Annotated in this window: 19 protein-coding genes and 3 pseudogenes; 12 read left to right on the top strand and 10 right to left on the bottom strand. The window is 37.8% G+C overall.

The features are described from left to right. Positions 1 to 189: pseudogene (locus H4J59_RS17020) on the top strand (IS256 family transposase); the annotation flags it as partial. A gap of 508 nt (positions 190 to 697) precedes the next feature. Here H4J59_RS17020 and H4J59_RS17015 read toward each other — a convergent pair. The 4 genes from H4J59_RS17015 to H4J59_RS17000 all read right to left on the bottom strand — a co-directional run bounded on the left by H4J59_RS17015 (position 698) and on the right by H4J59_RS17000 (position 5,279). Further along, on the bottom strand, positions 698 to 898 hold the full coding sequence (locus H4J59_RS17015) for a hypothetical protein (protein WP_182241177.1): 201 nt from the start codon (positions 896 to 898) through the stop codon (positions 698 to 700). A gap of 1,009 nt (positions 899 to 1,907) precedes the next feature. Then, positions 1,908 to 3,338 (bottom strand): alkaline phosphatase, encoded by a 1,431-nt coding sequence (locus H4J59_RS17010; protein ID WP_182241176.1) that lies wholly within the window; start codon positions 3,336 to 3,338, stop codon positions 1,908 to 1,910. A 91-nt stretch (positions 3,339 to 3,429) separates the two neighbouring features. Further along, positions 3,430 to 4,638, bottom strand: a complete 1,209-nt coding sequence (locus H4J59_RS17005) for an endonuclease/exonuclease/phosphatase family protein (protein WP_182241175.1) — start codon at positions 4,636 to 4,638, stop codon at positions 3,430 to 3,432. 8 nt (positions 4,639 to 4,646) lie between these two features. Beyond that, positions 4,647 to 5,279 carry a TetR/AcrR family transcriptional regulator gene (locus H4J59_RS17000; RefSeq protein ID WP_182241174.1) on the bottom strand — a complete coding sequence of 211 codons (633 nt, stop codon included), beginning with the start codon at positions 5,277 to 5,279 and terminating at the stop codon, positions 4,647 to 4,649. Between the two features lie 692 nt (positions 5,280 to 5,971). On the opposite strand from H4J59_RS17000, the gene H4J59_RS16995 reads away from it, so the two are divergent. The 3 genes from H4J59_RS16995 to deoA all read left to right on the top strand — a co-directional run bounded on the left by H4J59_RS16995 (position 5,972) and on the right by deoA (position 11,102). After that, complete coding sequence (locus tag H4J59_RS16995; RefSeq protein WP_182241173.1) at positions 5,972 to 9,148, top strand: TonB-dependent receptor; 3,177 nt, start codon at positions 5,972 to 5,974, stop codon at positions 9,146 to 9,148. Positions 9,149 to 9,353: 205 nt separating this feature from the next. Continuing rightward, entirely contained in the window at positions 9,354 to 9,773 is a 420-nt protein-coding gene (locus H4J59_RS16990; protein ID WP_182241172.1) for a cytidine deaminase, read from the top strand. A gap of 12 nt (positions 9,774 to 9,785) precedes the next feature. Then, complete coding sequence (deoA, locus tag H4J59_RS16985) at positions 9,786 to 11,102, top strand: thymidine phosphorylase (RefSeq protein ID WP_182241171.1); 1,317 nt, start codon at positions 9,786 to 9,788, stop codon at positions 11,100 to 11,102. 101 nt (positions 11,103 to 11,203) lie between these two features. Here deoA and H4J59_RS16980 read toward each other — a convergent pair whose 3' ends face one another. From H4J59_RS16980 to udk, 4 genes are all read right to left on the bottom strand, one after another. Continuing rightward, a complete protein-coding gene (locus H4J59_RS16980; RefSeq protein ID WP_182189233.1) occupies positions 11,204 to 11,782 on the bottom strand; it encodes a thymidine kinase in 579 nt (192 codons plus the stop codon). A 62-nt stretch (positions 11,783 to 11,844) separates the two neighbouring features. Next, positions 11,845 to 12,618, bottom strand: a complete 774-nt coding sequence (deoC, locus tag H4J59_RS16975; protein WP_182241170.1) for a deoxyribose-phosphate aldolase — start codon at positions 12,616 to 12,618, stop codon at positions 11,845 to 11,847. A gap of 107 nt (positions 12,619 to 12,725) precedes the next feature. Then, positions 12,726 to 13,970, bottom strand: a complete 1,245-nt coding sequence (locus tag H4J59_RS16970; protein ID WP_182241169.1) for a NupC/NupG family nucleoside CNT transporter — start codon at positions 13,968 to 13,970, stop codon at positions 12,726 to 12,728. 99 nt (positions 13,971 to 14,069) lie between these two features. Beyond that, entirely contained in the window at positions 14,070 to 14,714 is a 645-nt protein-coding gene (gene udk / locus H4J59_RS16965) for a uridine kinase (RefSeq protein ID WP_182241168.1), read from the bottom strand. 292 nt (positions 14,715 to 15,006) lie between these two features. Between udk and H4J59_RS16960 the strand changes: the two genes are divergently transcribed. From H4J59_RS16960 to H4J59_RS16925, 8 genes and pseudogenes are all read left to right on the top strand, one after another. Then, positions 15,007 to 16,218, top strand: a complete 1,212-nt coding sequence (locus tag H4J59_RS16960) for a phosphopentomutase (protein WP_182241167.1) — start codon at positions 15,007 to 15,009, stop codon at positions 16,216 to 16,218. 89 nt (positions 16,219 to 16,307) lie between these two features. Beyond that, positions 16,308 to 18,575 (top strand): TonB-dependent receptor, encoded by a 2,268-nt coding sequence (locus H4J59_RS16955; protein WP_182241166.1) that lies wholly within the window; start codon positions 16,308 to 16,310, stop codon positions 18,573 to 18,575. Between the two features lie 641 nt (positions 18,576 to 19,216). Continuing rightward, positions 19,217 to 19,372: pseudogene (locus H4J59_RS16950) on the top strand (IS3 family transposase); the annotation flags it as partial. A gap of 440 nt (positions 19,373 to 19,812) precedes the next feature. Continuing rightward, the gene (locus tag H4J59_RS16945; RefSeq protein WP_182241165.1) at positions 19,813 to 20,100 is read left to right on the top strand and encodes a hypothetical protein; all 288 of its coding nucleotides are present in this window, start codon (positions 19,813 to 19,815) and stop codon (positions 20,098 to 20,100) included. A gap of 124 nt (positions 20,101 to 20,224) precedes the next feature. Then, positions 20,225 to 21,061, top strand: a complete 837-nt coding sequence (rhlP, locus tag H4J59_RS16940; RefSeq protein ID WP_182241164.1) for a rhombotarget lipoprotein — start codon at positions 20,225 to 20,227, stop codon at positions 21,059 to 21,061. Positions 21,062 to 21,192: 131 nt separating this feature from the next. Further along, positions 21,193 to 21,336 (top strand): annotated as a pseudogene (locus H4J59_RS16935) (excalibur calcium-binding domain-containing protein); the annotation flags it as partial. Positions 21,337 to 21,462: 126 nt separating this feature from the next. Continuing rightward, positions 21,463 to 21,705, top strand: coding sequence for a hypothetical protein (locus H4J59_RS16930; RefSeq protein ID WP_182241163.1), 243 nt, complete (start codon positions 21,463 to 21,465; stop codon positions 21,703 to 21,705). Positions 21,706 to 21,753: 48 nt separating this feature from the next. Next, positions 21,754 to 22,107, top strand: coding sequence for a hypothetical protein (locus tag H4J59_RS16925; RefSeq protein WP_182241162.1), 354 nt, complete (start codon positions 21,754 to 21,756; stop codon positions 22,105 to 22,107). Positions 22,108 to 22,314: 207 nt separating this feature from the next. Here the strand turns inward: H4J59_RS16925 and H4J59_RS16920 are convergent, their stop codons facing one another. Beyond that, a complete protein-coding gene (locus H4J59_RS16920) occupies positions 22,315 to 23,367 on the bottom strand; it encodes a 3-deoxy-7-phosphoheptulonate synthase (RefSeq protein ID WP_182241161.1) in 1,053 nt (350 codons plus the stop codon). A 128-nt stretch (positions 23,368 to 23,495) separates the two neighbouring features. Beyond that, on the bottom strand, positions 23,496 to 24,305 hold the full coding sequence (locus tag H4J59_RS16915; RefSeq protein ID WP_182241160.1) for a pyruvate, water dikinase regulatory protein: 810 nt from the start codon (positions 24,303 to 24,305) through the stop codon (positions 23,496 to 23,498). Between the last annotated feature and the right edge of the window lie 161 nt (positions 24,306 to 24,466).

The following is a 24,466-nucleotide window of genomic DNA, read 5'->3' as shown; positions in this document are numbered from 1 at the left end:
CTGAACAGTGTTATCCGTAAGGCCATTAAAAAGCGTAAACTATTTCCGCATGATGATTCGGCTAAAAAAGTTATCTATTTAGCGATTGAACAAGCATCTAAAAAGTGGACGATGCCGATAAGAAACTGGAAAACGGCCTTGAATCGTTTTATGATTGAATTTGAAGACCGTTTGAAAGATGTTATTTAAACCTGGCAGTTACACAAAATCTGTTACAGGCTCTTTTTGATGTGACTTAATCGAGCGAAGACCCTGTAACAGATTTTGTTACAGGGTCCGAGCGAAATAAATTTGTCTTTTGCTCGTTTTCTTTAGTTAACTATGTTTACTCAGTTACGGATACAAAACCTAATCCAAACTAAATTTTTGCTAGTTGAAGTCAATGTCCGCAATGTGGCCAGCCTGTGTGAAAATTATTTCAAACTTGCGTAATTGGATAATATCAACGTAAAAAGGCTCCATAGATTAAATTCTGTAGTACGTTTGAGGTAATAAAACCACCTGTTAATTCACGTAGCGTCGCATAAAAAATTTACTTTGAGAGTTTTCACACAGCCTGTGGCAAAAATGATCATGTCTCGATAGTGCACATTGGCGAAGTAAATATTTGCATTTTTATTTAATATTCGAAATTATTAATTGTATGTCTTCGCTTTAATTCCACCTAACTATGGGGTTTACATTGATCACTTACGTTTTAAATAACAATATAAATAGATAGATTACGTCGGTTAATACTTTTGGCCCATTTACTGAGTCTACGGTCATACTTTTTTTGGCATTTGTATTTTTTAAGTCTTCTGTCATAACCAATTCGTTTATCTATGATATACACACCGCCAATACAAACAGTTTGTATTGCTTTATCTGATACACCCTGTTTTGAGTTTCTGTCCATAGATTACTCTTTTTATTCTGTTACTTTGATTATAGCTACAGTTGAGAAAAAAAAACAAAAAAACACTAAGATGACAACTAGAATGAACGTTATTTTTAAATCAATTAAAGAGCAAAAGTCAAATTTTCCTGGCCTTTTTTTCAACTGTTTTCACAACATTAAAAACAACGCCCCCTATGGAAAGCTGTTCGTTTACCATTGCCGTTCGCCTTGTTAGTGAAGATTGTAGTAAGAGAAACCGTTCGGAACTCATGTAGACACATCTTCATTAGATCTAAAAGGCTTGCGCGATCATATTGCTCTTTTCTAGCTCAGTTGATACCCATAATATTTGAATTTTTTTACTCTAAGTATTGAGACATTTCGCCTCCGTTAACTTGGTGTAAATGTAATGAACATTTCACAGGATTTTTATGTAGTAGAAAGACTACTTGGTGTTTTTTTGTTTATTATTTCTGGTTATTTCTGGTTATTTCATTATTTAAACTAGTACTCTTTTTTAGAAAATGTCAGCTTTATAAGACAAAGTAGTCATTAAAATATAGAACTGATACTTCAATTTTATGTCTGCAAAGTGGCCAGTCTGTGTGAAAACTATTTTGAACTGGTGTAATTAGATAATATCAACGAAAAAATACGCTGTAGATTAAATTCTGTAGTACGTTTGATAACAAACCACCTGTTAATTTACGTAGCGTCGCATAAAAAATTTACGCTGGGAGTTTTCGCACAGCCTGTGACAAAAGTGATCATTAGAAGCCAATCTCGTTTAGTGCTTGGTAGTCTCACACATTATACGTAGTCACATATGATGTTAATTTTTCTCACCTCGTGACGCGATTCTCATTTTTTATGACACCTCTACACAACAGGTTCTAATGTACGCTTGCAGGTAAAAGACATTTCAGGACGGGACAAGGTAAACAAAAAGGCCGAGTAAGTTATAAATTACTCGGCTTTTTTTGTTTTGCTTTGCTTTGTTCTACTATTTTGTAGGTATAGCGCTGTTTTATTTTTTACCTAATAGGGTGAAAATTTTCTTGGCAATGTCAGTGTTGTCTTGAAAACCTGAAAACATTTCACTGCCTTTGCCAAAGGCAAATACAGGCACATCGATACCGGTATGTGTACCTGAAGGACTAATTGAACCCCAACCTGTGTTGGTTTTTACATCAATAATTTTGGTAATAACATTAAGTACAGACTGGTATGGTCTAGGTTTTCTTTTACTTTTTTTCACATCAGCAGCTAATAATTTAAATTGCTTAACAATCTGGTGATCAGCAAGTTTAGCTTGTTGTAAATTTTCCATGTTTGAGGCTGTTATTTTAAATGACAGCAATTCACCCAGTTGTGTCAGAGATAATTCCTTATCCATAAAACGTTTTGCTATTGTTTCTGGTGACACGGTCATGCTGCGTAAAAATTCAGGCTTCCATAAATATTTACTGTTGATATTAGCGTTAGAACGTTCAGTTTTTTTACCAATACTTAAGCCTCCAGTACTATGATCTGCTGTGATCACCACTAAGGTATCTGGATGTTCTTTAACATAAGTTTCAAGGTATTCTAAGGTTTTGGCTAAATCGTCCATTTCATGCATAGCGGCGGCAATATCTCGAGCGTGTCCGCCATAGTCAATTTGGCTACCTTCAATTAACATGAAGTAGCCGTTATCATTTTCTAATTGCTTTGTTGCCGCTTGTGTCATCATGGATAAACGGTGCTTGTTAGTATCATCCAAGGCCCAAGGTAAACCGGTTTTAGCAAATAAACCTAATACGGGTTTATTTGCTGGGATATTGCCTATTTCACTATATTTATCAATGTAGTGGAAACCTGATTGTATAAATTCATCAACAATATTTCTATCTTTACGGATAAAGTATTTCCAGCCACCACCAAAATATAAGTCGGCTTTGATGCCGTCATCAATGTAACTGTCGGCAATAGCATTGTAATTATAGCGATGAACATTATGAGCTAAATAAGCAGCAGGGGTGGCGTGATTAATTTGTAAGGTAAGGACAACACCGGTTTTTTTGCCACTTTGTTTGGCATATTCCAAAACGGTTTCAACGGGCTGTTTGTTAACATTGACGCCAATAGCGCCATTATAGCTTTTAATACCGGTTGATAATGCGGTAGCGCTAGCTGCTGAGTCGGTAATGTAACCTGACTCAGCGGCTGGGTAGGTACTGCTATTACCGACAAAGTGACGGTCAAAAACTGTTTGTTCTATTTCAGCTGTATTAGGGTCGTCATGAAAATAACGATAGGCACTGGTATATGCTGGGCCCATACCATCACCAATAATCATAATGATATTTTTCGGGCTACTGTCTGCAATAGTGCTTTTTTTAGCATCATCAGATGCTTGTAGCTGACCACAAGATAAGATCATCAAGCTGGTTAATAAGGTTGGAATAAATTTTTTCATATTGATTTCCGTTAAATATTATTGGTAAATATAACTGCTTAAACGAGTGGAATTTAACGCTGTCGAATTTAACTCAGTCGATGTAGAACAGTTATTTATTAATTGGATTTTTAAACGCTAGGTCCACCCAAACAAGTCGGTGATCTGATGAGGCAGCACGGTCTTTAATTAAACGAAACTCAGCTTCATTTTCTTTTGGCCAAAATATACCTGAGCCAAGTACGTTAAATTGTGCTTTTGCAGGCAAAACATAATCAGCTCGCATGCCCCAAAATGCTGTGTGATATTTTGCATTGGCATTATTATTTCGCTGTAACTTTCCACCTTCGCTATTTGGCTTGGCATCAATAACACGGGGATGATTAATTAAGCGCTCAATGCCCGATTTTATTGCACTACCCTCTATAGCATCGGCATTTAAATCACCTAAGATAACAAAAGCTTTATCTTGAGCTAAACCCCCAAAGTGCTTATTGTCGTCATAAATATAACTGGCAGCACTCGGGGTTAGGTAATCAGTCCAAAAACGTATTTCATCAAAGTTTCGTTTACCGTTTCTGTCTTCTGGCCCATCAAATACCGGAGGGGTAGGATGACTTGCCAAAATGTGCAGTTCATTACCATTGACCTTCAGTGGTATATCCCAGTGAGATTTAGATGATAGTCTAAAATTACTCCAGGCTTGTTTATTATACCAAGGTGTTTTTGAGTCAGGATTTATGGGTATTAAGGCGTTTGGCATATCGCGCCATTTAAACAGTTGAAATGTTCTGATTTCGTCTTCAATAATAGGATATTTAGATAACAATGCCATGGCGAAATGCCCTGAAAAAAGCCCATAACCATAGGCATCATTGGGCAATTCACCTACTTTGTTGTCATTATTTAAGTCATCACCAGAAGCAACACCCGTATTAACCGGGCCTTGATAAAAATAGGGGTAGTTAACCGCCGTATTACCTTGCTGACTTTTTGCTAAATAATCGCTTAAAAAGCGTTTTAGTGATTGATGTTTAGGGTCATTACCGTCAAATTCATTCAATAAAATAATATCAGGATTTACGCGTTGAATAATTTCAGCAATATTTTTAATTTGTTGATGATTTTCTGCTAACGCTACTGCTAACTCATGTCCTGTGGGCTTTTGTGCTTTGCCTAATGCTGAAGGTAAGTAATTTAATGCTTCCATGCTGACATTAAAAGTAGCAATGCGTAAGCTTGAACTATTTGACGTTTGTGACATAGCAATACCTGAATAGACTAACAACATAGTTGTTACTAGATAGCTTAATACTCGCATATAAATTCCTATTTTAAGCCGCAACCCCGTAAGATAAAATCAGTTAAAAACTCGGTTACTTGGGTTATATCGTCTTCTTCGTAATCGGCACGATTCATAATGGTTAATATTTGTTGTTCAAAATCAGCATAATGTTGAGTTGAAGACCAAATTAAGAAAATAAGTTTTACCGGGTCAACATTTTTCATTTCACCGCTATCGATCCACACTTGAAATACTTTAGCTTTTTCTCTTACCCATTGGCGTAAATAAGTGCGAGAAAATTCTTTTAAATGCAACGCCCCTTGTATGATTTCCATGGCATAAATTTTTGATGCCTGAGGGTGTTCAAAAGACATTTTTACTTTTGAAGCAATAAATTTTTCAATCGCCACAACAGGACCGTCGTTAATATCAAGTTCACCAATACCTTGATCCCAAGTATCTAGGGTTAACTGTAATACCGCATGATAAATATTTTCTTTATTTTTGAAATAATATAATACGTTTGCTTTAGGCAGATTTGCGCTATCGGCAATAGATTGAACGGTAGCACCTTTAAAACCTTGGAGAATAAACTCTTTTTGTGCTGCCGCTAAAATAACAGCTTCACTTCGGGCCCGAATACTTCCTTGCTTTTCATTGCTGGTATTGTTGTTCACGCGAATGACCTTTCTCTTTATATTTTTATATTCATTAACACTATTTTATTAGGTTAATATTACAGTTGTTAGCTTATACTCAGCCGATAAAAAATTACTATGTTAACTATTAACACTATTAACTGTTTTGCGGATTTTATTTGGTACATATATCAATAAACTCATGCTGAGGAGTTAAAAGCTGGTCAGTTTAATTTAAATATAGTGTTAAGACACTGTTTCAAATAGTTAGCCTTATCTTATCAGCATTTTTTGATATTTTTAAAAATAGTTTACCTATGGTTAATTTAGCTAAGTTAATACAAGCCTTTATTAACTTAGCTAAAATCATACTTTATTTTATCTTGACCAAATGGTTTGTTTTTATCATGTTTTGTTATATTTAATCTTATTTAATGTGATTATAGTTATAAGCTTTTTTTGGGCCTGTTTTAATAATATGGTTAGGTTGTTGTTATTTATAGCTTTAATAGCATTCGCTTTGTTTTTCTGTTTTGTGAAGTTAAAAAATGTTAATTCACAGCAATTACCCTGTCAAATATTGTAATGAAAATGTAAGAAAACTCTGTTTTAATTTCACCGAGTTAGCATTAAAAAAATAATAAATAGCTTGAAATGAGCTCAGTAAAACTTACATAAACATTTAATAAAACACTTAACAAATAAAATTTTAACTTACACCAAGGAATAATATGATGAAAAATCATCGTCTCTCACGGATTACTGGCGCAATTGTACTTGCGCTTGGATTGTCAACATCGGCAATGGCTGATGATACGTCATCGTCAATGCGCGGTAACATTCTAACCAACAATGGCAGTGTTGTTACTGATGCAACGATTACTATTGTTCACGAACCTTCAGGCACTCGTAAAACTTTAAAAGTTAACGAGACGGGTAATTTCTCTGCACAAGGTTTACGTGTTGGTGGTCCATACACAGTCACGATCGACTCTGATATTTATGCCGACAAAACACTTAAAGGTATTTACATAACTTTAGGTGATGTATTTCGAATCAGTGAAGTATTAGAAGATACTAATATTGAGCGTATTGCGGTAACAGGTTCTTCAACATTCTTTGACCCGTCAAAAGGCTCATCAAGTGTTTTTAGTGGTGATGATTTAACTAAATCAGCCGCATTTAACCGTGACTTAAAAGACATTGTTCGACAAAATCCAATGGCCGTTGTTAGTAATGATGGCAATACCTTATCTTTAGCAGGTAGTAACCCTAAATATAACAGCTTAGCGGTTGACGGTGTGAACCTTAACGATGACTTTGGTTTAGCTGGTAACGGTTACCCAACAGAACGTTCTCCGATTGCTTTTGATTCAATTGCTCAAATCAGTGTTGCTATCGCGCCATTTACCGCTAAAGAAGGTGGTTTTTCTGGTGGTAAAGTTAGTGTAGTGACTAAGTCGGGTACTAACGAGTTTCATGGTTCTATGTTTATTGAGCAAGCTAAAGATGCTTGGGCAGGAACACCTGAAACAGATGATGGCGATAAAATTGATTTAAAATTTGATGAAGAGACTTGGGGGGCAACTTTCGGCGGTCCAATTATTAAAGACAAACTCTTCTTCTTCGCGTCATACGAAACTTTTGAATCACCCAGTTCGGTAGACAAAGGCCCGTCAGATTCAAATGTAGCCAACAAGGTTAGCCAAGTGTCGCAAGCAGAAGTTGATCGTGTGGTCAATATTGCTCAAGATAAATATGGTTATGATGCCGGTAGTTGGAATAACTCTATTCCACTAGAAGATGAAAAATATTCATTAAAGTTAGATTGGAATATTAATGAAGATCATCGCGCGACTTTTACCTATGCTCATGGCTCTAGTAATAGCGCTGGCAATCAGGGTAGTGGTAATTCTGATGACTTGTATTTATCTTCTCATTGGTATAATCGCTCTAACGAGTTTGACACTTATGTTGCTCAAGTATTTTCAAACTGGAATCAAGACTTTTCAACAGAAGTTAAGGTCTCGAAAAAAGAATCTGTTAACGGTCAAGTATCTCTAGGTGGCTATGAATTTGGTGAAGTTAAAATTGACACCGTTAATGGCGGCGAAATTATGTTGGGCGCTGATGACAGTCGCCACGCAAACCAGTTAACCAATGAGACCTTACAAGTTCGTATTAGTGGTGATTATTTGTATGAAGACCATGCGATTTCATTTGGTTGGGAATACGAAAAAGTAGATGTTTATAACCTCTTTATGCAACACTTTTTAGGTTCTTGGTATTTTGATAGTATTGATGATTTTGAAGCGGGTAAAGCTAACTGGTTCGAATACCAAAATAATCCAAGTTTAAACCGTGATGATGCCGCCGCTGAATTTGCGCTTGAAAATCACGCTTTTTATATTGAAGATAGTTGGGATGTGAATGATTCACTTAACGTAACTTATGGTTTACGTTATGAATCAACGGTCAATGATGAGGCACCAAACTTTAATGAAAGCTTCTTCGAGCGCTATGCTTATGCAAATAATGAAAACCTTGACGGTTTAGACATCATTTTACCACGTTTTGGCTTTACTTGGAGCGCAACTGATGAGTTGACTATCCGTGGTGGCGCTGGTCTATTTAGTGGTGGTCGTCCCAATGTATTCATCTCAAATGCGTTCAGTAATGACGGTTCTAGAATTGCGTTATACCGCAGTTTTGGTGATGACATTGCAGCAAACACCTTTTTACAAGATGCAGACCCAAGCGGTATTCCGCAGCATGCACAAGATCAAATTGCACAATCTGAGTTAGGTGGACCAAACTCTAACATTGATGCCATTGATCCAAATTTTGAAATACCTACTACGTGGCAATATAGTTTAGCCGCAGATTATGTTGCTAATTTAAGTGACATAGGTTTAGGTGACGATTGGCGTATTAGTGGTGAAGTGCTTTACAAAGACATTCAAAAAGATATGGCTTGGTCTGATCTTTCGCGCACATTAGATACCTCAAAAGGTAATAATGGTTTAACTGTTGAAGGTCGTCCGATTTACACTTTTGCCATCGCTGACAGAGATGCCCGTGATGTATTATTAACCAATACGTCTGGTGGTCATACGATAATTGAAACACTGAGTATTGCAAAGAACTGGCAGAGCGGTATTAAAGCTAACTTTTCATATACCCATTCAACCATTCGCAACCGTGTAGATGCCACAGGCACTTCGTCAAACACTGCATATAACTTTAACCCAGTAGTTGACCCTGAGAATCCTGGTATAGGTACATCAGCATATCAAGTTAAACATCGTTTAACGTTCAACCTTTCATATAATACTGAAATGTTTGAAGGTTATAACACAGGTATGCATATGTTTTGGGAGCGTAAATCAGGTAGACCATTTAGTTACTTGTTAGGTTATAACAATCGTGACGGTTTATCAGGAAATTTAGATCTTACTACTGCTAACTTACCCTATATTCCAACAGGTGCGAGTGACGGTGCGGTCGATTTTGATAATGGCTTAAGCTACGACGAAATTATGGCCGAGTTAGCAACAGCGGGTATTAGCTCTGATGGTGGCTATCTTGACAAGAATGCTTATACAGCGCCTTGGACAACGACGATGGATTTACGCTTTGAACAAGAAATTCCAGGTTTCTTAGCTGGGCATAAAGGTTTGTTCTATGTTGATATTAAAAACGCATTAGCTATTTTTGATGAAGGTGCTGCACGAGTTTACCAATTACCATATGGTCAATCTGCAACAGAATTACTCGATTACAGCATTAATGATGACGGTCAATACGTGTACGAAAGTGCAAATATTTCTGCAGGAGAGACGCCTGCTAGATTCCAAGATCGTGAGTCTGCATGGTCTATGAAGATTGGTGTTAAATATACCTTCTAATTATTCATAAACCTTACTAACAAAGCCAGCAGTAATGTTGGCTTTTTTTTTATCTTTTAATCTACCGTTAAATAATCTGCTATAAATAAGTTGATTACAATAGGCTGTAATAGATTTTATTTAACGTTTTTTCAGTTGCATTTCTTCTACTGATTTACTACGATAGTGTATAAGTTGACCACCTGGTCAGATAAAGGTTTTTATAATGTCAAATATTGAAAGTAATGTAATATCAAGACTGATTAATGCAGCGAAAGAGGGCTTTGAAAGCGCCTATGCACCCTATAGTAATTTTCATGTGGGTGCGGCAGCGTTAACAGCTAGCGGTAAAATAGTTAAAGGTTGCAATGTAGAGAATGCTTCTTACGGCCTAACCGTTTGTGCTGAACGTAATTGTTTAGCCCAAGGGGTTATTTCAGGTGAAAAAGCCTTTTCAGCCATCGTCATTTATACTAATCAAGAAAAATTGACGCCACCTTGTGGTGCTTGTCGACAGGTTATTGTTGAATTTTTAGCGCCCGATGCACTTGTTATGGCGGTTAATCACAACAATGCTCAAAAGCAATGGACAGTTAATGAATTATTACCTGATGCTTTTACGCCCAAAGATTTACTTGAAAAATAAGGATTTTAGTTCATGTTATTACCGCAAGAAATAATTCGCTCCAAACGTGATGGTGGTTCACTCTCGCAAGCACAAATTCAAAGCTTTGTTGATGGTTTAGTTAACTTAGATTTTAATGATGCTCAAGCCGGTTCAATGGCCATGGCAATTTTTCAAAAGGGCATGCAAACCCGTGAAATTATCGACTTTACCATGGCGATGAAAAATTCAGGTGATGTGTTGTCGTGGCCAGAATTAGACGGCCCAGTGGTTGATAAACATTCAACCGGTGGTGTTGGCGACAAGGTCAGCTTTATGTTAGCGGCTATTGTGGCCGCTTGTGGTGCTTATGTTCCTATGATTGCAGGGCGTGGTTTGGGCCACACCGGCGGAACAGCAGATAAACTAGAAAGTATTGCCGGCTTTAATGTTCAACCCAGTATTGCTGAATTTAAAGCGATTGTAAAAGACTTGGGTATGGCGATTATCTCTCAAACGGATAATTTAGCGCCTGCCGATAAACGCCTATATGGCATACGCGATATTACTGCCACGGTGGAATCTATACCCCTGATCACTGGGTCTATATTGTCAAAAAAATTAGCAGCAGGGCTTGATACTTTAGTCATGGACGTCAAAGTGGGTAACGGCGCTATGATGTCAAATATTGCTGATGCTAAAGCGCTAGCGCAAAGTATTGTTAATGTGGCTAATGGTGCTGGTGTGCCGACACAAGCTATTATCACTGATATGAACCAAGTGTTAGGTGCAACCGCGGGTAATGCCTTGGAAATGGCCGAAACGGTTAAATATTTAACGGGCTCGCTGCGTGAACCTCGTTTGCATGCCGTGGTGGTTGCATTAGCTAAAGCTATGTTAGTTAGCGCAAAAGTGGTGGATAATGAAGATGCCGCATTAGTAAAAATTAACCATGCACTGGCCTCTGGCGCTGCAGCTGAAATATTCAGTAAAATGATCCATGCCTTGGGTGGTCCAAGTGACTTTATGGAAGATCCTTGGCGTTCAATGCAACGCGCCGCATGTATTAAGGATGTTATTGCACTAGATCACGGTTATATCAATGGTATGCAAACCCGTGATATTGGTTTGGCTGTGGTGGGCTTAAAAGGTGGACGCACAGCAAATGGTCAGCAAATTGACCATAGTGTTGGTTTTGACAGAGTATTACCCATTGGCACCTTAGTTAACCGTGGTGATGTGGTGGCTCGAGTGCATGCTAAAGATGAAAGCTCTGCACTACTAGCTAGTTTACAGTATCAAGGGGCTTTAGTGATTGATGACAAGCAGGCTGAGCAACAACCGGTTATTTATCAAACCATTTCCGCTTAGTGTTAATAAATTAGCGTTATTGAAATAAGTACAAGAAAAAAGGAATGCCATGGCATTCCTTTTTATGAGTTATGTTTAATGTAAATAGGGTAGTTGTTTAGTTAATGCCAAACAAGAGCTTTAAAGTGCCGACGACATAAAGACTCATAACGCTCATTACCACCCACTTCTATTTGTTTGCCACCTTTAACCGCATTGCCATGTTCATCACAGCGCATAACAAAATTTGCTTTTTTCCCGCAATGACAAATGGTTTTTAACTCTACTAATTTATCGGCCCAGGCGAGAAGCGCTGCACTACCAACAAAGGTTTCACCGAGAAAATCGGTACGAATACCGTAAGCTAAAACAGGCACTTTTAATTCATCGACAATATCGGTTAATTGCCTAACTTGTTGTGTAGTTAAAAACTGGGCTTCATCAATTAATATACAAGCAATTTTGCTACTACTTATTTGGCATTTTACTTGTTCAAAAATGTTTGATTTATCATCAAATAATAAGGCGTCAGCATGGATACCTAATCGAGATGAGACTTTGCCTTTGGCAAACCTATCATCAATTTGTGCGGTGAACAGCAATGTGTTTAAACCACGTTCACGGTAATTATACGAAGATTGTAATAAGTGTGTCGACTTACCGGCATTCATGGTTGAATAATAAAAATATAATTGCGCCATCGCTATATTGATATCCTACTTATGGTTGTTGGGGGCTATGTAATCTGTTGGGTGCAATGTGCTTAATAGCTTGTTGGCTCAGCCGTTTTATTACTCGAGCCTAAGGTATTAAGTAAGTTGGTTAATAGGCTGCTGGCGCCAAATCTAAAGTGAGCTTTTGTCGCCCAGTCTGCACCTAAAATATTAGCCGCTAAATCAAGATAAACCGCAGCATCTTCAGCGTTTTTTACGCCGCCAGCAGGTTTAAAACCTACTTGAGTATTTTTAGCTTTAATGACCTTTAGCATCAATTCAGCTGCTTTAGGTGTGGCATTTACTGCAACTTTACCGGTTGAGGTTTTAATAAAGTCAGCGCCGGCAGCTATACAAATTTCACTCGCTTGAGTAATAAGCTGGTCAGTTTTAAGCTCACCGGTTTCAATGATAACCTTCAGTTTTGTGTTATTGCCACAAGCTTGTTTGCAGGCTTTTACGAGTTCAAAGCCCACCTTGTCATTACCCTTTATTAAGGCGTGGTAAGGAAATACAACATCGACTTCATCTGCTCCATAGGCAACAGCGGCTTTAGTTTCAGCGACAGCAATATCAATATCGTCGTTACCGTGCGGAAAGTTAGTCACGGTAGCAATTTTTATCTCAGGCGTACCTTGTGCCGCTAAGGTTTTTTTTGCTAAGGGCACAAAACGCGGGAAGATACAGATAGCAGCAGTGTTACCACAAGGTGATTTAGCCTTTTGGCAAAGCTGAATAATATCATCGGCACTTTCAAGGTCAGTTAAACTGGTTAAATCCATCATGTTAAGTGCACGCTGTGCGTATTGTTCAATAGTACTCATCTTCACCTCAAAACCAAAATTGCCCACTAATAACTAATAATTGATAACTAACCCCAAATAACTGACAGCTTAAAACTGAAAGCTAATCCTTTACAGCTTTTAGTTGATTATAAACTGACAAAAACCCCAGCAATAGCGGCGCTCATTAAGTTAGCCATAGTCGCGGCTAACATGGCTTTCATACCTAATCGTGCAATGTCAGGGCGACGATTAGGTGCCATTGAGCCGATACCCCCCAATAAAATGGCAATGGAAGATAAGTTAGCGAAGCCGCATAAAGCAAAGGTAATAATTGCTTGGGTTGTTGGGGAAAGGGTATCTTTAATTTCAACAAAATTTACGTAGGCAAAGAATTCATTAACGACAATTTTTTGGCCAATAAAACTACCTGCTTGCAACATTTCGTCAAATGGCACGCCAATAAGATAGGCAAAGGGGGCAAAAATATAGCCCAGTAGCCATTCAATGGTTACGCCTTCAAAGCCTAATATGCTACCAAAGCCTGACACCATGGCATTAAGTAATGCAATAATGGCGATAAAGGCAAGCAACATGGCGCCAACGTTAACCGCCAGCTTTAAACCTGAAGCAGCTCCTGTTGCAGCAGCATCAATAACATTAACCGGTTTAGCTTCTGCTTCAGCCAACTCTACATCGCTGTAATCATTGTTAATGACCTCTGTTTCAGGCATGAGTAGTTTTGCCATCAGCAAGCCACCGGGTGCTGCCATAAACGATGCGGCAATTAAGTATTCAAGTTTCACGCCTAAGCCAGCATAGCCAGCTAGTATTGAACCTGCAACCGAGGCTAAACCACCAACCATAATGGCGAAAAGCTCTGATTGACTCATTTTGGCGATATAAGGGCGAATAACTAAGGGAGCCTCTGTTTGGCCAACAAATATATTAGCCGTGGCAGATAATGACTCAGGTTTTGAAGTTTTTAATAATTTTTGTAAGCCACCGCCGATAATTTTTACTACCCATTGCATAATATTAAGGTAGTAAAGTACGGCGATAAGTGATGAGAAAAAGATAATAACCGGTAGTACACGAATCGCAAAAACAAAGCCAACGCCGTTATCAAACATGGCATCGGTGCCTAAGCCACCAAACAAGAAATTTATGCCGGCTTGTGCACTGTTAATAACCTGTTGAACGCCATTGGTTATAGAGCCTAAAACATCTTTACCAAAGGGCACATAAAGTACAAATGCACCGAGTAATATCTGTAATGCAAAGGCAAAACCTACGGTTCGCCAATTAATGGCGCTGCGATCTTTAGAGAAAAAGACCGCCACTGCCAATAACGCGAAAATGCCAATGACGCCTCTAAGTGCACCTAATTCCATAATTACCTCATAAATTGTTTTGTTATCGTTATTATACTTATTTTAATGACATCAATTTTTAATTTTATTGCTCGTTCAAATCATTCAAATCATTCAAATTTAAAGACGTCTCTGCATGAGTTGACGAATTTTTGCTTTTAGCATTTCTATTGCCATTCTATTTTTACCACCACGAGTCACCACAATATCGGCATAAGGTTTATTTGGCTCTATATGCTGGTGGTACATAGGTCGAACGGTTGTTAAGTATTGTTCGGTGATTGACGCTATGCTGCGAGAACGTTCAAGGGTATCTCGCTTTATTCTGCGCACTAGGCAAATATCGAGCGGGGTATCAATATATATTTTAATATTAAATTTGTCTCTCAGTTCTTCATCGGCAAATAAAAGAATACCTTCAATTAAAATGATGGGTGTTGGTGATAAATGTTGAGTTTCATCTAATCGGGTATGTGTTTTATAGCAATAGGTGGGTATATCAACACTTTTATTTGCACTTAACTGGCTTAAATGTTGCGACAACAAACTATGTTCAAAAGCGTTAGGGTGATCATAATTTGTTTTTATACGTTCTGCCATCGAGAGATGGGATTGATGCTTGTAGTAAGCATCTTCTTTGATAATAGCAATACCACTTGACCCTAGCTCAGGTAACAGTTCATCGTAAATAGTTTGCGCAAAAAGTGATTTACCAGATGCCGAAGCACCGGTTACCGCAATAATCGTCGGTTTATTGGTTTGCAAAACAGGGAGCCTTAAAATGTGATTAAAAAAGGGTTAAGTTATTATTTATTACGATGCTGTTGTGGATAGGTCAACGCATTCATATTATGAACTAATTATGCTGAAATTCATTAAAATTTAGGCAAAAAAAGGTATTATGTGCCTTAAATATTTATAAAATATCTATTGTCTATAATTTATTGCTTGGTAAAGTATCACATGCTGACCATTTGGTCATGAAATTTATCGCTATAAACGAGGATAAATTTGAATAATTTGTTAAAATGCAACGATCTAATAACAGGAAATTAAAATGGCAAGAGCAATAGTTTTAGTAATCGACGGTTTTGGTATTGGGCATGCACCCGATGCGGCAGACTTTGGCGATATCAGTGCCAATACTTTTGCTAACCTATCACGACATTTTTATCAGCACGAAAAACGTGAAATTAAATTACCTAATTTAGCAAAAATGGGCTTAGTTCAAGCCGCTTTTGAAGCGGGAAAATCTAGTTTTCCTGTGGCAAAGCAAGCACCTGTACAGGGTGCGTATGGTTATGCGGCTGAGATTAGTACAGGTAAAGATACGCCAAGTGGCCATTGGGAAATGATGGGAGTGCCAGTATTATTTGATTGGGACTACTTTCCAAAAAATGGTAACGCCTTCCCCAGTGGTTTGATTGAAAAAATCAATCAAACCACTGGCTATAAAGGTATTTTAGGCGATTGCCATGCATCAGGTACCGATATTATTAACCAACTTGGGCAAGCGCATATTAACACTGGCTTACCTATTTGCTATACCTCTGCTGACAGTGTGTTTCAGGTGGCGGCTCATGAAGAACACTTTGGCTTGGATAACCTCTATAAGTATTGTGAAACAGTGCGCGAGTTACTTGCTGACAGAAATGTTGGCCGTATTATCGCCAGACCTTTTATTGGCAGCAGCCCTGAAGACTTTACCCGTACGGGTAATCGACGCGACTATTCTATTTTACCGCCAGCACCCACGGTATTAGACACCTTTACCCAAGCGGGTGGCTATGTCATCAGTGTGGGTAAAATTGCTGATATTTATGCACACCAAGGTATTAGTGAAAAAACTAAAGCCACGGGTATTGACGCTTTATTAGATGCGACAATTTCACATATCAATACGGCACAAGACAATAGCCTGATATTTACTAATTTAGTCAATTTTGACCAAGACTACGGTCATCGCCGTGATCCGATAGGTTACGCTTTGGCATTAGAGAATTTTGATCAGCGTTTACCTGAAGTGGTTGCGGCTATGAATGAAGATGATGTGCTTTTTTTAACCGCAGATCATGGTTGTGACCCAACTTGGCATGGTAATGACCATACGCGGGAATATGTACCTGTTATTGCATTCCACAAACAGATACGATCTGTTAATATTGGCGAACGTAGTACCTTTGCAGATATTGGTCAGACCATCGCAGAGTTATTTAAATTAGATAAAATGCCTTATGGTACAAGCTTTTTGTCTGATCTTGAGCTATGAAACAACACTAATAACCTGACACTCAATATAGAATGTCAGGTTAATAAAATCTTTACACAAAACATAAACAGTTCTTGGGAGAGTACTTAATGAATGTTTTTAATAAAACGTCGCTCGCGCTTTGCGTCAATGCGGCTATTTTTGCGTGTGGTGCAGGCGCATCTACCGCTGTACTAGCGCAAGAAAAAGCTAATGAAATTGATGCTGTCGGCGTTGAAGTTATTCAAGTAACCGCTCGTAAGCGTACTGAAAACATAAAAGATGTGCCGATTTCAGTATCAGCACTTACCGCCAAAAAACTTGAGGTATTAGGTTCTTCAGGTATGGATGTTAGAGCACTGTCTGCAAAAGTCCCGAGCTTATTAATTGAGTCTTCTTTTGGCCGTACGTTCCCACGTTTCTACATTCGTGGTTTAGGTAATACGGATTTTGATTTGCTAGCATCACAACCGGTTTCATTGATTTATGATGACGTTGTGTTAGAAAATGCCTTAACTAAAGGTATGCCAATGTTCGACATTGAACGCGTAGAAGTTTTACGTGGTCCTCAAGGGACATTATTTGGTCGTAATACCCCAGCAGGTATTGTGAAAGTAGAATCGAAAAAACCAACACAAGACTTTGATGCCAATATTTCTGGCTCATATGGTAGTTTTGGTAGCACTGATTTTCGTGTTGCTGTTGGTGGCGGCTTAACCGATACTTTGTCAGCACGCATCGCATTACTACAACAAGACCGAGACGATTGGATTGACAACAAAGCCCCCGGTTTTGAGCAAAAAGATCAATTAGGTGGTTACGCTGAAACTGCAGGTCGTTTGCAACTATTGTGGGAACCAAATGACGACTTTTCTGCGTTGTTTAACTATCACTATCGTGATGCCCAAGCTGATTCACGCGTTTTCAGAGCCAATATCATTAAACCTGGCACCAATGACTTAATTGATGATTTTGACCGCGAAACTGTATTTCAAGATGCGGCTGTTCGTAATAACCAAACGGTTGATATGAAAGGCGCTAGCTTAAAAATTGAATACAATATGGGTAGTCATACCTTAACATCTGTCACCGGTTATGAGTCAGCTGAAATGTTTTCAGTAGGCGATATTGATGGTGGTTATGGTGCCGTATTCTTGCCTACAGGTGGTGGACCAGGGACAATTGCTTTCCCTTCTGAAACTGGCGCTAGAATGCCAGATCATAAGCAATTGACCCAAGAAATACGTATCGCGAGTAATGATTTAGGTAAGTTAGATTATCAATTCGGTTATTTCTTATTTGATGAAGATTTAACGATTAATAATTTAAGTTTTAATACCTTAGGCGGCGGTGTACAAGATGGTATTGCGACACAACAGATGAAAACTTCAGCGTGGGCAGTTTTTGCGTCACTTGATTATGAAATTTCTGATAAGTTAAACATCAACGGTGGTTTACGCTATTCAGATGATAAACGTGACTGGGATGGTCAACTAGTTCAGTCACCATTTGGTGCGCCAAGTTTTTCTGAAAGTAATGATGTGCAAGACTCTCAAGTCAGTGGTGACTTAAGTGCTACTTACGCACTAAATGATGAAACTAACGTCTATGCACGTTTAGCTCGCGGTTACCGTGCGCCAAGCATTCAAGGTCGTAGCTTATTATTCTCAGCAAATTCAACGACAGCAGATTCTGAAACAGTAGATTCTGTAGAAACAGGTTTCAAATCAGTATTTTTAGAAAATACCGCTCGCGTTGATGGCTCAGTATATTACTACGTTGTTAACGACCAGCAGCTAACCGCTGTTGGTGGTACGGGTAACGTAGCAAGTTTACTCAATGCAGATAAATCAGTGGGTTATGGTTTTGAACTTGATTCTGAATACTTTATTACCCCCAACCTAGCGTTAACCGCGAGCCTAAGTTATAACCACACAGAATTGCAAGATAGCAATGTTGCTGTGCCTGGTTGTGGCGGTGGTTGTACGGTAACCTCACCATTAAATAGTGACGGTTTAGCCTTGATTGATGGTAACTCATTACCACAATCGCCTGAGTGGATTTCAAACTTAGCAGCCCGTTGGACGAAAGAAATGGGTGAAGGTCAACTTTATGTTTACACTGATTGGTCTTACCGTAGCGAAGTTAACTTCTTCTTATACGAGTCAACAGAGTTTACCGGTGATGCACTATTAGAAGGTGGTGTTCGTGTTGGTTACGAATGGTATGCAGATGGCGCAGAATACGAAGTAGCCGTTTTTGGTCGTAATATTACAGATGAAGAAAAACTTACTGGTGCTATCGATTTCAACAATTTAACAGGTTTTGTTAATGAACCTCGCTTTTGGGGTGTAGAATTTAAGGCTAACTTCTATTAATAAGCAAGGTAGCTTTAAAGTAGTTTAAAAAATCAGCATAAAAAAAGCCAGTGATCATTTTGATTACTGGCTTTTTTATGCACAGAATTTACAGTAAGTCTGATTTTTTCGAATGCCAATTTATTCAGTAAGATATAAAATTGAGTAGAGCCTTTAATTAAGTAAATTAAGTAAATTAATTACTCTACATAGTACTTCATAATAACGTGTTGAAAAATGTTGGTTAACCTCGTCGTGCTTGAGAATATTATCGGTATGCTTATTTATGGGTGGTTTCTCAAATAGAGTGCATGCAAAATCAACTCATCATCCGTAACGCTATGTTACCAATCACCCAATGATATTGACTTCTGTTGATTACTTTTTTCTCAAAAGAGACATAAGCTTTTCAGTAAGTAACGGCAAGTTTGAGCTTGCAGTAGGCATATCCTATCATTCCTGATTGTTCCTCATCCTGATGGGCTCCAGAGCAATCATTGCCGTTGGCCACATAATTGCTTAGACATGACTTTTTGGTAAGCATTGCTGTCAATGTTAAATCTGTATGCCGCAATAACTCCTGCACTGTTCGAATATCTGAGCCTTTACATGTTTTGTAATATCACTTTTAAGTATGGCTTGTCGTAGCTGTTTTCTAAATGCTGAAAACAGAAGTTATTCGCGGTAATATCTTTAAAAGCGATAAGGAATTACGGGGAACGCTTGGCAGTTAGATCAACAAATACTACAATGCGATGAGGATGGATTCAGGTATAAACTATTGTTCACCGATGGAATATGAAGCTACAGCGGCGTGATAAAAAATGTGTCCGTTTTATCGGGGGAAGATCACAATAAACAGTTGGCTTCTGCTTGTTTCTATTCGTTTTTGTGGTAACTTTAGCGGCATAGGATATTTTGTATTTCTGGTTACACAGTTTTCGCCTAAATGGATTTAGTGCACATCACTCAACTCCCTCTAGGTTTTATAAATTCTGCTTCTGTTTTCGCTTAATCAGTTTTTGTATAAACGGCTCAAATTCACGGTTAGCAGTAAAGTGGCGATAAGTTTTTAATTCTACTCATTTTACACAACAAACTTTGATGTTTTTGGTCATTTCAGTGTTTCCATTAGGCAGTATATAAGTCAATAAAACAGGACTAAAAACACTTTGCTGTTGCTCGTGCCTCGCTTTATTAGTAAATAATTTTTAGCTTCTTATTGAGGCGTATATGTATTACAGAGGATTGGAGTTCAATGGAAGATCAAGCTATTAAAATCAAACGCAGCTCAAACCTAATTAAAAGTTTTATGGCTCTTGTTATTATTATGCAAGCAGTTCAGTTTTATCAAACTAATGTAATGGATTTTGGTGCTATTGCTGGTGCCATTGGTGTTTTATCATTATTACGTGGTCTACTTTTATCTCCATCTTTATTAGTTGCTCCACTAAAACATTGGTTCAAGCCAAACTTTGCTTTTTCTAAAGAAAGCTATAAATATTTTATATTGGCTTTTGTATTAATTGTTGTAAGTTCGTTTTAAAAACACGCACTATAAGAAAATAAACTAGGACTCAAAACAGCTGACCATTGCTCGTGCCTCGCTGGTTTTGGCCATCAATTTTTAGCCTGCTATTTGGACGTTAGCACTACCAAAAGGAATGTCGATGAAATCTAGAATATTAATCGTAATACTAGGGATAGCTTTTTTAGCTTCATGTAGCTCGATACTAAGCCAAAATACTGGAAAGAAAACGCAATCGAGTAGTTTGATGGACTTTCTATATCCAGATGAAACAAGCCGTGCTGAGCATAAACCAGAAATACCAGTTTTAAAATTACCAGTCAAAGTAGGTTTAGCTTTTGTTCCATCTAAAAATTGGCAACGTGATGGAATTCATAGTAAAGATCAAATTGAACTTCTAGAAAAAGTGAAAAAATCTTTCCTCAAATATGACTATATTGATCGTATCGAAATCATACCAAGTACATACTTAAATGGCGATAAAGGCTTTTCGACTTTAGAACAAGTAGGAAGACTTTATGATGTAGATGTTATAGCTTTGGTTTCCTATGATCAAGTAACTCAATCACTAGAAAATAATGCAGCTTTTCTTTATTGGACAATTGTTGGAATGTATATCATTCCTGGAAATGAAAACTCTATTCAAACATTTGTTGATACGGCTGTTTTTGATATAAAAAGCAAAAAGATGCTTTTTAGAGCTCCCGGCATAAACAAGATTGAAAAAAGAACTACTGCTGTAGGAATTGATGACACTCTTTCTGAAAAATCATTAGAAGGTTTTGGGTTAGCTGTTACTGATATGACGGTTAACTTGGATGCAGAACTTGCTCGCTTTAAAACAAGAGTAAAAGAAGAAAAAATTGCAATCGTTGAACATCGCAAAGGTTATAGTGGTGGCGGTTCAATGAGTTTATATTTGTTAGTTTTAGTGCTCTTAGTGAGGCGTTATAGATTTCACAAGGAAGGTGTACATTGAAAAATTCATTGCTCATTATTTTAATAAGTCTGTGCTGTATTTTAGCTTTTTCATCATCATCGGAGGCTAACTAGCATGCTAAAGTTTCCGACAAAAAAGTTACAGCTAAAAAGCAGCAGCGCAATACTAAATTTAAGTGCGATGGCAGGCAGCATTGTTCACAAATGAAATCTTATGCTGAAGCTAAGTATTTCATTGAACATTGTCCTAACACTAAAATGGATGGTGATCATGATGGTATTCCATGCGAAAGGCAGTTTAATAAAGGTAGGTGATTAAATCTATTACAAGGCAATCAAACGGAAAATTTACAGTTGGCTGTTTTTCGTTCCACAAACATTTTAGCCAAGAGTAATTTTTCGCTTATTGCGGCGTTATATTTCTGTCGATAGGAGAGTCGAGTGAGTATATTTCTTGAGTTCGTACCAAATCTATTTGTAGCTTTGGCTTTTGATTTTATTCTGTATATAACTGGAGCATGTGTATTACGTGTAGTTTCTTTCGGTTTATCTAAATATCAATTGCCTAGTTATAGTGAATATAAAAAGTTAAAAAGTAAATATAACAATGGCTACCTTGTGCCTTACGTAATAGGTATATTGTTTTATGCTCTAATCATGGTTTCAATTGCTTGGCTCAATTAAACGAAATAAACAAGCGTTTTAAGCGGGTGTTAATACAAAGGAATGCGGATGATGTATTTGAAAACTTATAATTACATTAAAGCGCTAGCTTTAATTGCCCTAGTTACTATAAATTACGAATATTGGGGCGCTGACATTTTTGGCGTGTTGGTAATGTCAGTACCGTATTTTATAATTTTTACTATTGCTAATGAAAACCGGTACAAAAGCCGCTTAAGTCATTTGCTTAGAGCATCAGCAGGCATTATTGTTTTTCTATTAGCTTTAGGGCTGTTGTTTGGTGTCGGTTCAGATGCTCAAGCAGGCATCGGAGCTATGTTGGCAATTGTAATTCAGTACGGTGTTATTTTTGCGAGTGAAGCATTAATTGCTCTATTCACTTACAAAGAAGATTGTACATAAGTCACCCAAACGCACAACTAAACAGTTGGCTAACACTCGTTCCTCGTACATTTTAGCCAACAATTATTTGCCTCTTAGTGAGGTGTATGTGTAATGGTCAACTAAATCTGGAGAGTATTTAAGCCACTTTATTTAACTAGAGCCTGTAATAAAATCTGTTACAGGCTCTATATTATTCTAGAATTGGGTTATCGGATAATAGACTAGTTATAACATTCTTGTTTTAATCGCATTCGCTAAAACATCTAACACTTCTTCACTGGTATCTAGGTTAATACACTTATCGGTAATACTTTGTCCATAAACAAGCGGTTGCTCGGCAACAACTTTTTGATTACCCTCAACTAAAAAGCTTTCAATCATCACGCCAAAGATAGACTGATTGCCGGCTTGTATTTGCTCAGCCAGTGATTGTGCTACATCGATTTGTTTATTATGATCTTTATAGCTGTTGCCATGACTACAATCGATCATCACTTTTTCTGCCAATGCTGATTTAGTCAATGTTTCGCATGTGGCCTTGATATACTCTTCTTGATAGTTAGGTGTTTTACCACCACGTAAAATAACGTGAGCAAAAGGGTTGCCATGGGTTTGATAAATACACATTTGACCACTTTTATTTGGCGAATAAAGTACATGGGGAACACTGGCTGCTTTAATGGCGTCAACCGCAATTTGAATATTGCCATCGGTACCGTTTTTAAAACCAACAGGGCAAGAAAGCGCAGAAGCTAATTCTCTGTGTACTTGGCTTTCTGTGGTACGTGCGCCAATAGCGCCCCAGCTGATCAAATCAGAAATATATTGGCCAGTAACCATATCTAAAAATTCAGTGCCGGCAGCCAAGCCTAATTTATTAATTTGCAGTAGTAAATTACGTGCTAGGTTGAGTCCTTTAGCGACCTGGAACGATTTATCTAAATCAGGATCGCTGATTAAACCTTTCCAACCTACTGTTGTGCGTGGCTTTTCAAAATACACCCGCATAACAATCAATAAGTCATCAGCATATTTTTCTTGCAAGACTTTTAATTTTTTAGCGTAGTCTATTGCGGCATCAGTATCATGAATAGAACAAGGGCCAATAATAACCAGTAAGCGTTTATCATCACCTTTGATAATGGCTTCAATATCCTTGCGGCTATTGATAATAAAATTCGCGGTTTCATCGTCAAGTGGGATCTGTTGAGCAAGTTCAGCAGGAGAAACTAAATTGTCAATTAATGTGGTTCTAAATTCATCAGTTTTTATGGTCATGGGCTATCAAATACTTGTTAGCCTGCATATAGCTATGCAGCGCAATAATAATATCGCGCTAACATAACGAAAATAGTGGGTTAAGTGAACCGCTTTCTACCTTTATTATATAACTAAATGCTCTTAAGCTAATATTTATAGCGCTGAAGACCTGTTTTCGACAATATTTTTGCGGTTATTTCTTCAATAGAAAGCTTAGTGGTATTCAAAAAAGGAATTTTTTCTTGTTTATATAATTTTTCAACTTCTCTTACTTCCATGCGACATTGCCGCGCTGATGAGTATTTAGTATTGGCCATTCTACCATCGCGTATATCGACTAAACGTTCTGCATCTATGGTTAAACCAAAGAGTTTCTTTTTATGCATTTTTAAAAAATCGGGTATTTTAAGTTCGTCCATATCATCGTCAGTAAATGGGTAGTTTGCTGCTTTGATACCGTACTGTAGGGCTAAGTAAAGCGCTGTTGGTGTTTTACCTGAGCGGGAAACCCCCACCAGTATTACGTCAGCATGCTCATAGTTAGTGACATTTGAACCATCATCATTTGCCATCGAATAGTTAACCGCCTCGATGCGATAGTCATAACTATTCTCATGAATACTGTGTGTTCTGTGAGCTTTGGGCTTAGCTTGGAGACCAAGCTGTTTTTCAAGCGGCGCAATAAAGTGTTCGAGAAAATTATAAGTAATGCCGTCGCAGCCATCGATAATCTCTCGAATATCTGGATTAACGAAGGTATGAAAAACCAGTGGCGGTATGCCAGTTCGCTTTGCCGCTTTATTTATCCGCTTGCAAGCCTCAAGCGCTTTTTCCCTAGTTTCTACAAAAGAAATGGTGTCGTGCTCAAATTCCATTGGAAAAAGTGACAATAGTGCATGACCAAAAACTTCAGATGTGATCGCTGTACCGTCAGAAATATAAAAAGCTGCTCGCATAGTCAATCCTATATATTATGCTGTGATGAATAGGGGATAATGCCATCGTCCCAAGTGAAAACTTGCAAATAGTGCTTTAGTTTCAAGGTTAGCAGTGTAAAATGTCTGCAGCGTGAAATAAACCATTTAATGAAACATACTTTGATAAAAGCGTTAAGAAA

It is taken from the genome of Colwellia sp. MB02u-10, from assembly GCF_014077185.1.
In the GTDB taxonomy this organism is placed as follows: Bacteria; Pseudomonadota; Gammaproteobacteria; order Enterobacterales; family Alteromonadaceae; genus Cognaticolwellia.
Note: the sequence above shows the minus strand (reverse complement) of the source record. Positions and strands in the feature narration are given on the sequence as shown.

Bases quoted from the DNA above. Each gene is read 5' to 3' on its own strand.
- H4J59_RS17015 (WP_182241177.1), bottom strand. From the start codon at position 898: ATGGACAGAAACTCAAAACAGGGTGTATCAGATAAAGCAATACAAACT.
- H4J59_RS17010 (WP_182241176.1), bottom strand. From the start codon at position 3,338: ATGAAAAAATTTATTCCAACCTTATTAACCAGCTTGATGATCTTATCT.
- H4J59_RS17005 (WP_182241175.1), bottom strand. From the start codon at position 4,638: ATGCGAGTATTAAGCTATCTAGTAACAACTATGTTGTTAGTCTATTCA.
- H4J59_RS16995 (WP_182241173.1), top strand. From the start codon at position 5,972: ATGATGAAAAATCATCGTCTCTCACGGATTACTGGCGCAATTGTACTT.
- H4J59_RS16990 (WP_182241172.1), top strand. From the start codon at position 9,354: ATGTCAAATATTGAAAGTAATGTAATATCAAGACTGATTAATGCAGCG.
- deoA (WP_182241171.1), top strand. From the start codon at position 9,786: ATGTTATTACCGCAAGAAATAATTCGCTCCAAACGTGATGGTGGTTCA.
- H4J59_RS16980 (WP_182189233.1), bottom strand. From the start codon at position 11,782: ATGGCGCAATTATATTTTTATTATTCAACCATGAATGCCGGTAAGTCG.
- deoC (WP_182241170.1), bottom strand. From the start codon at position 12,618: ATGAGTACTATTGAACAATACGCACAGCGTGCACTTAACATGATGGAT.
- H4J59_RS16970 (WP_182241169.1), bottom strand. From the start codon at position 13,970: ATGGAATTAGGTGCACTTAGAGGCGTCATTGGCATTTTCGCGTTATTG.
- H4J59_RS16960 (WP_182241167.1), top strand. From the start codon at position 15,007: ATGGCAAGAGCAATAGTTTTAGTAATCGACGGTTTTGGTATTGGGCAT.
- H4J59_RS16955 (WP_182241166.1), top strand. From the start codon at position 16,308: ATGAATGTTTTTAATAAAACGTCGCTCGCGCTTTGCGTCAATGCGGCT.
- H4J59_RS16945 (WP_182241165.1), top strand. From the start codon at position 19,813: ATGGAAGATCAAGCTATTAAAATCAAACGCAGCTCAAACCTAATTAAA.
- rhlP (WP_182241164.1), top strand. From the start codon at position 20,225: ATGAAATCTAGAATATTAATCGTAATACTAGGGATAGCTTTTTTAGCT.
- H4J59_RS16925 (WP_182241162.1), top strand. From the start codon at position 21,754: ATGATGTATTTGAAAACTTATAATTACATTAAAGCGCTAGCTTTAATT.
- H4J59_RS16920 (WP_182241161.1), bottom strand. From the start codon at position 23,367: ATGACCATAAAAACTGATGAATTTAGAACCACATTAATTGACAATTTA.
- H4J59_RS16915 (WP_182241160.1), bottom strand. From the start codon at position 24,305: ATGCGAGCAGCTTTTTATATTTCTGACGGTACAGCGATCACATCTGAA.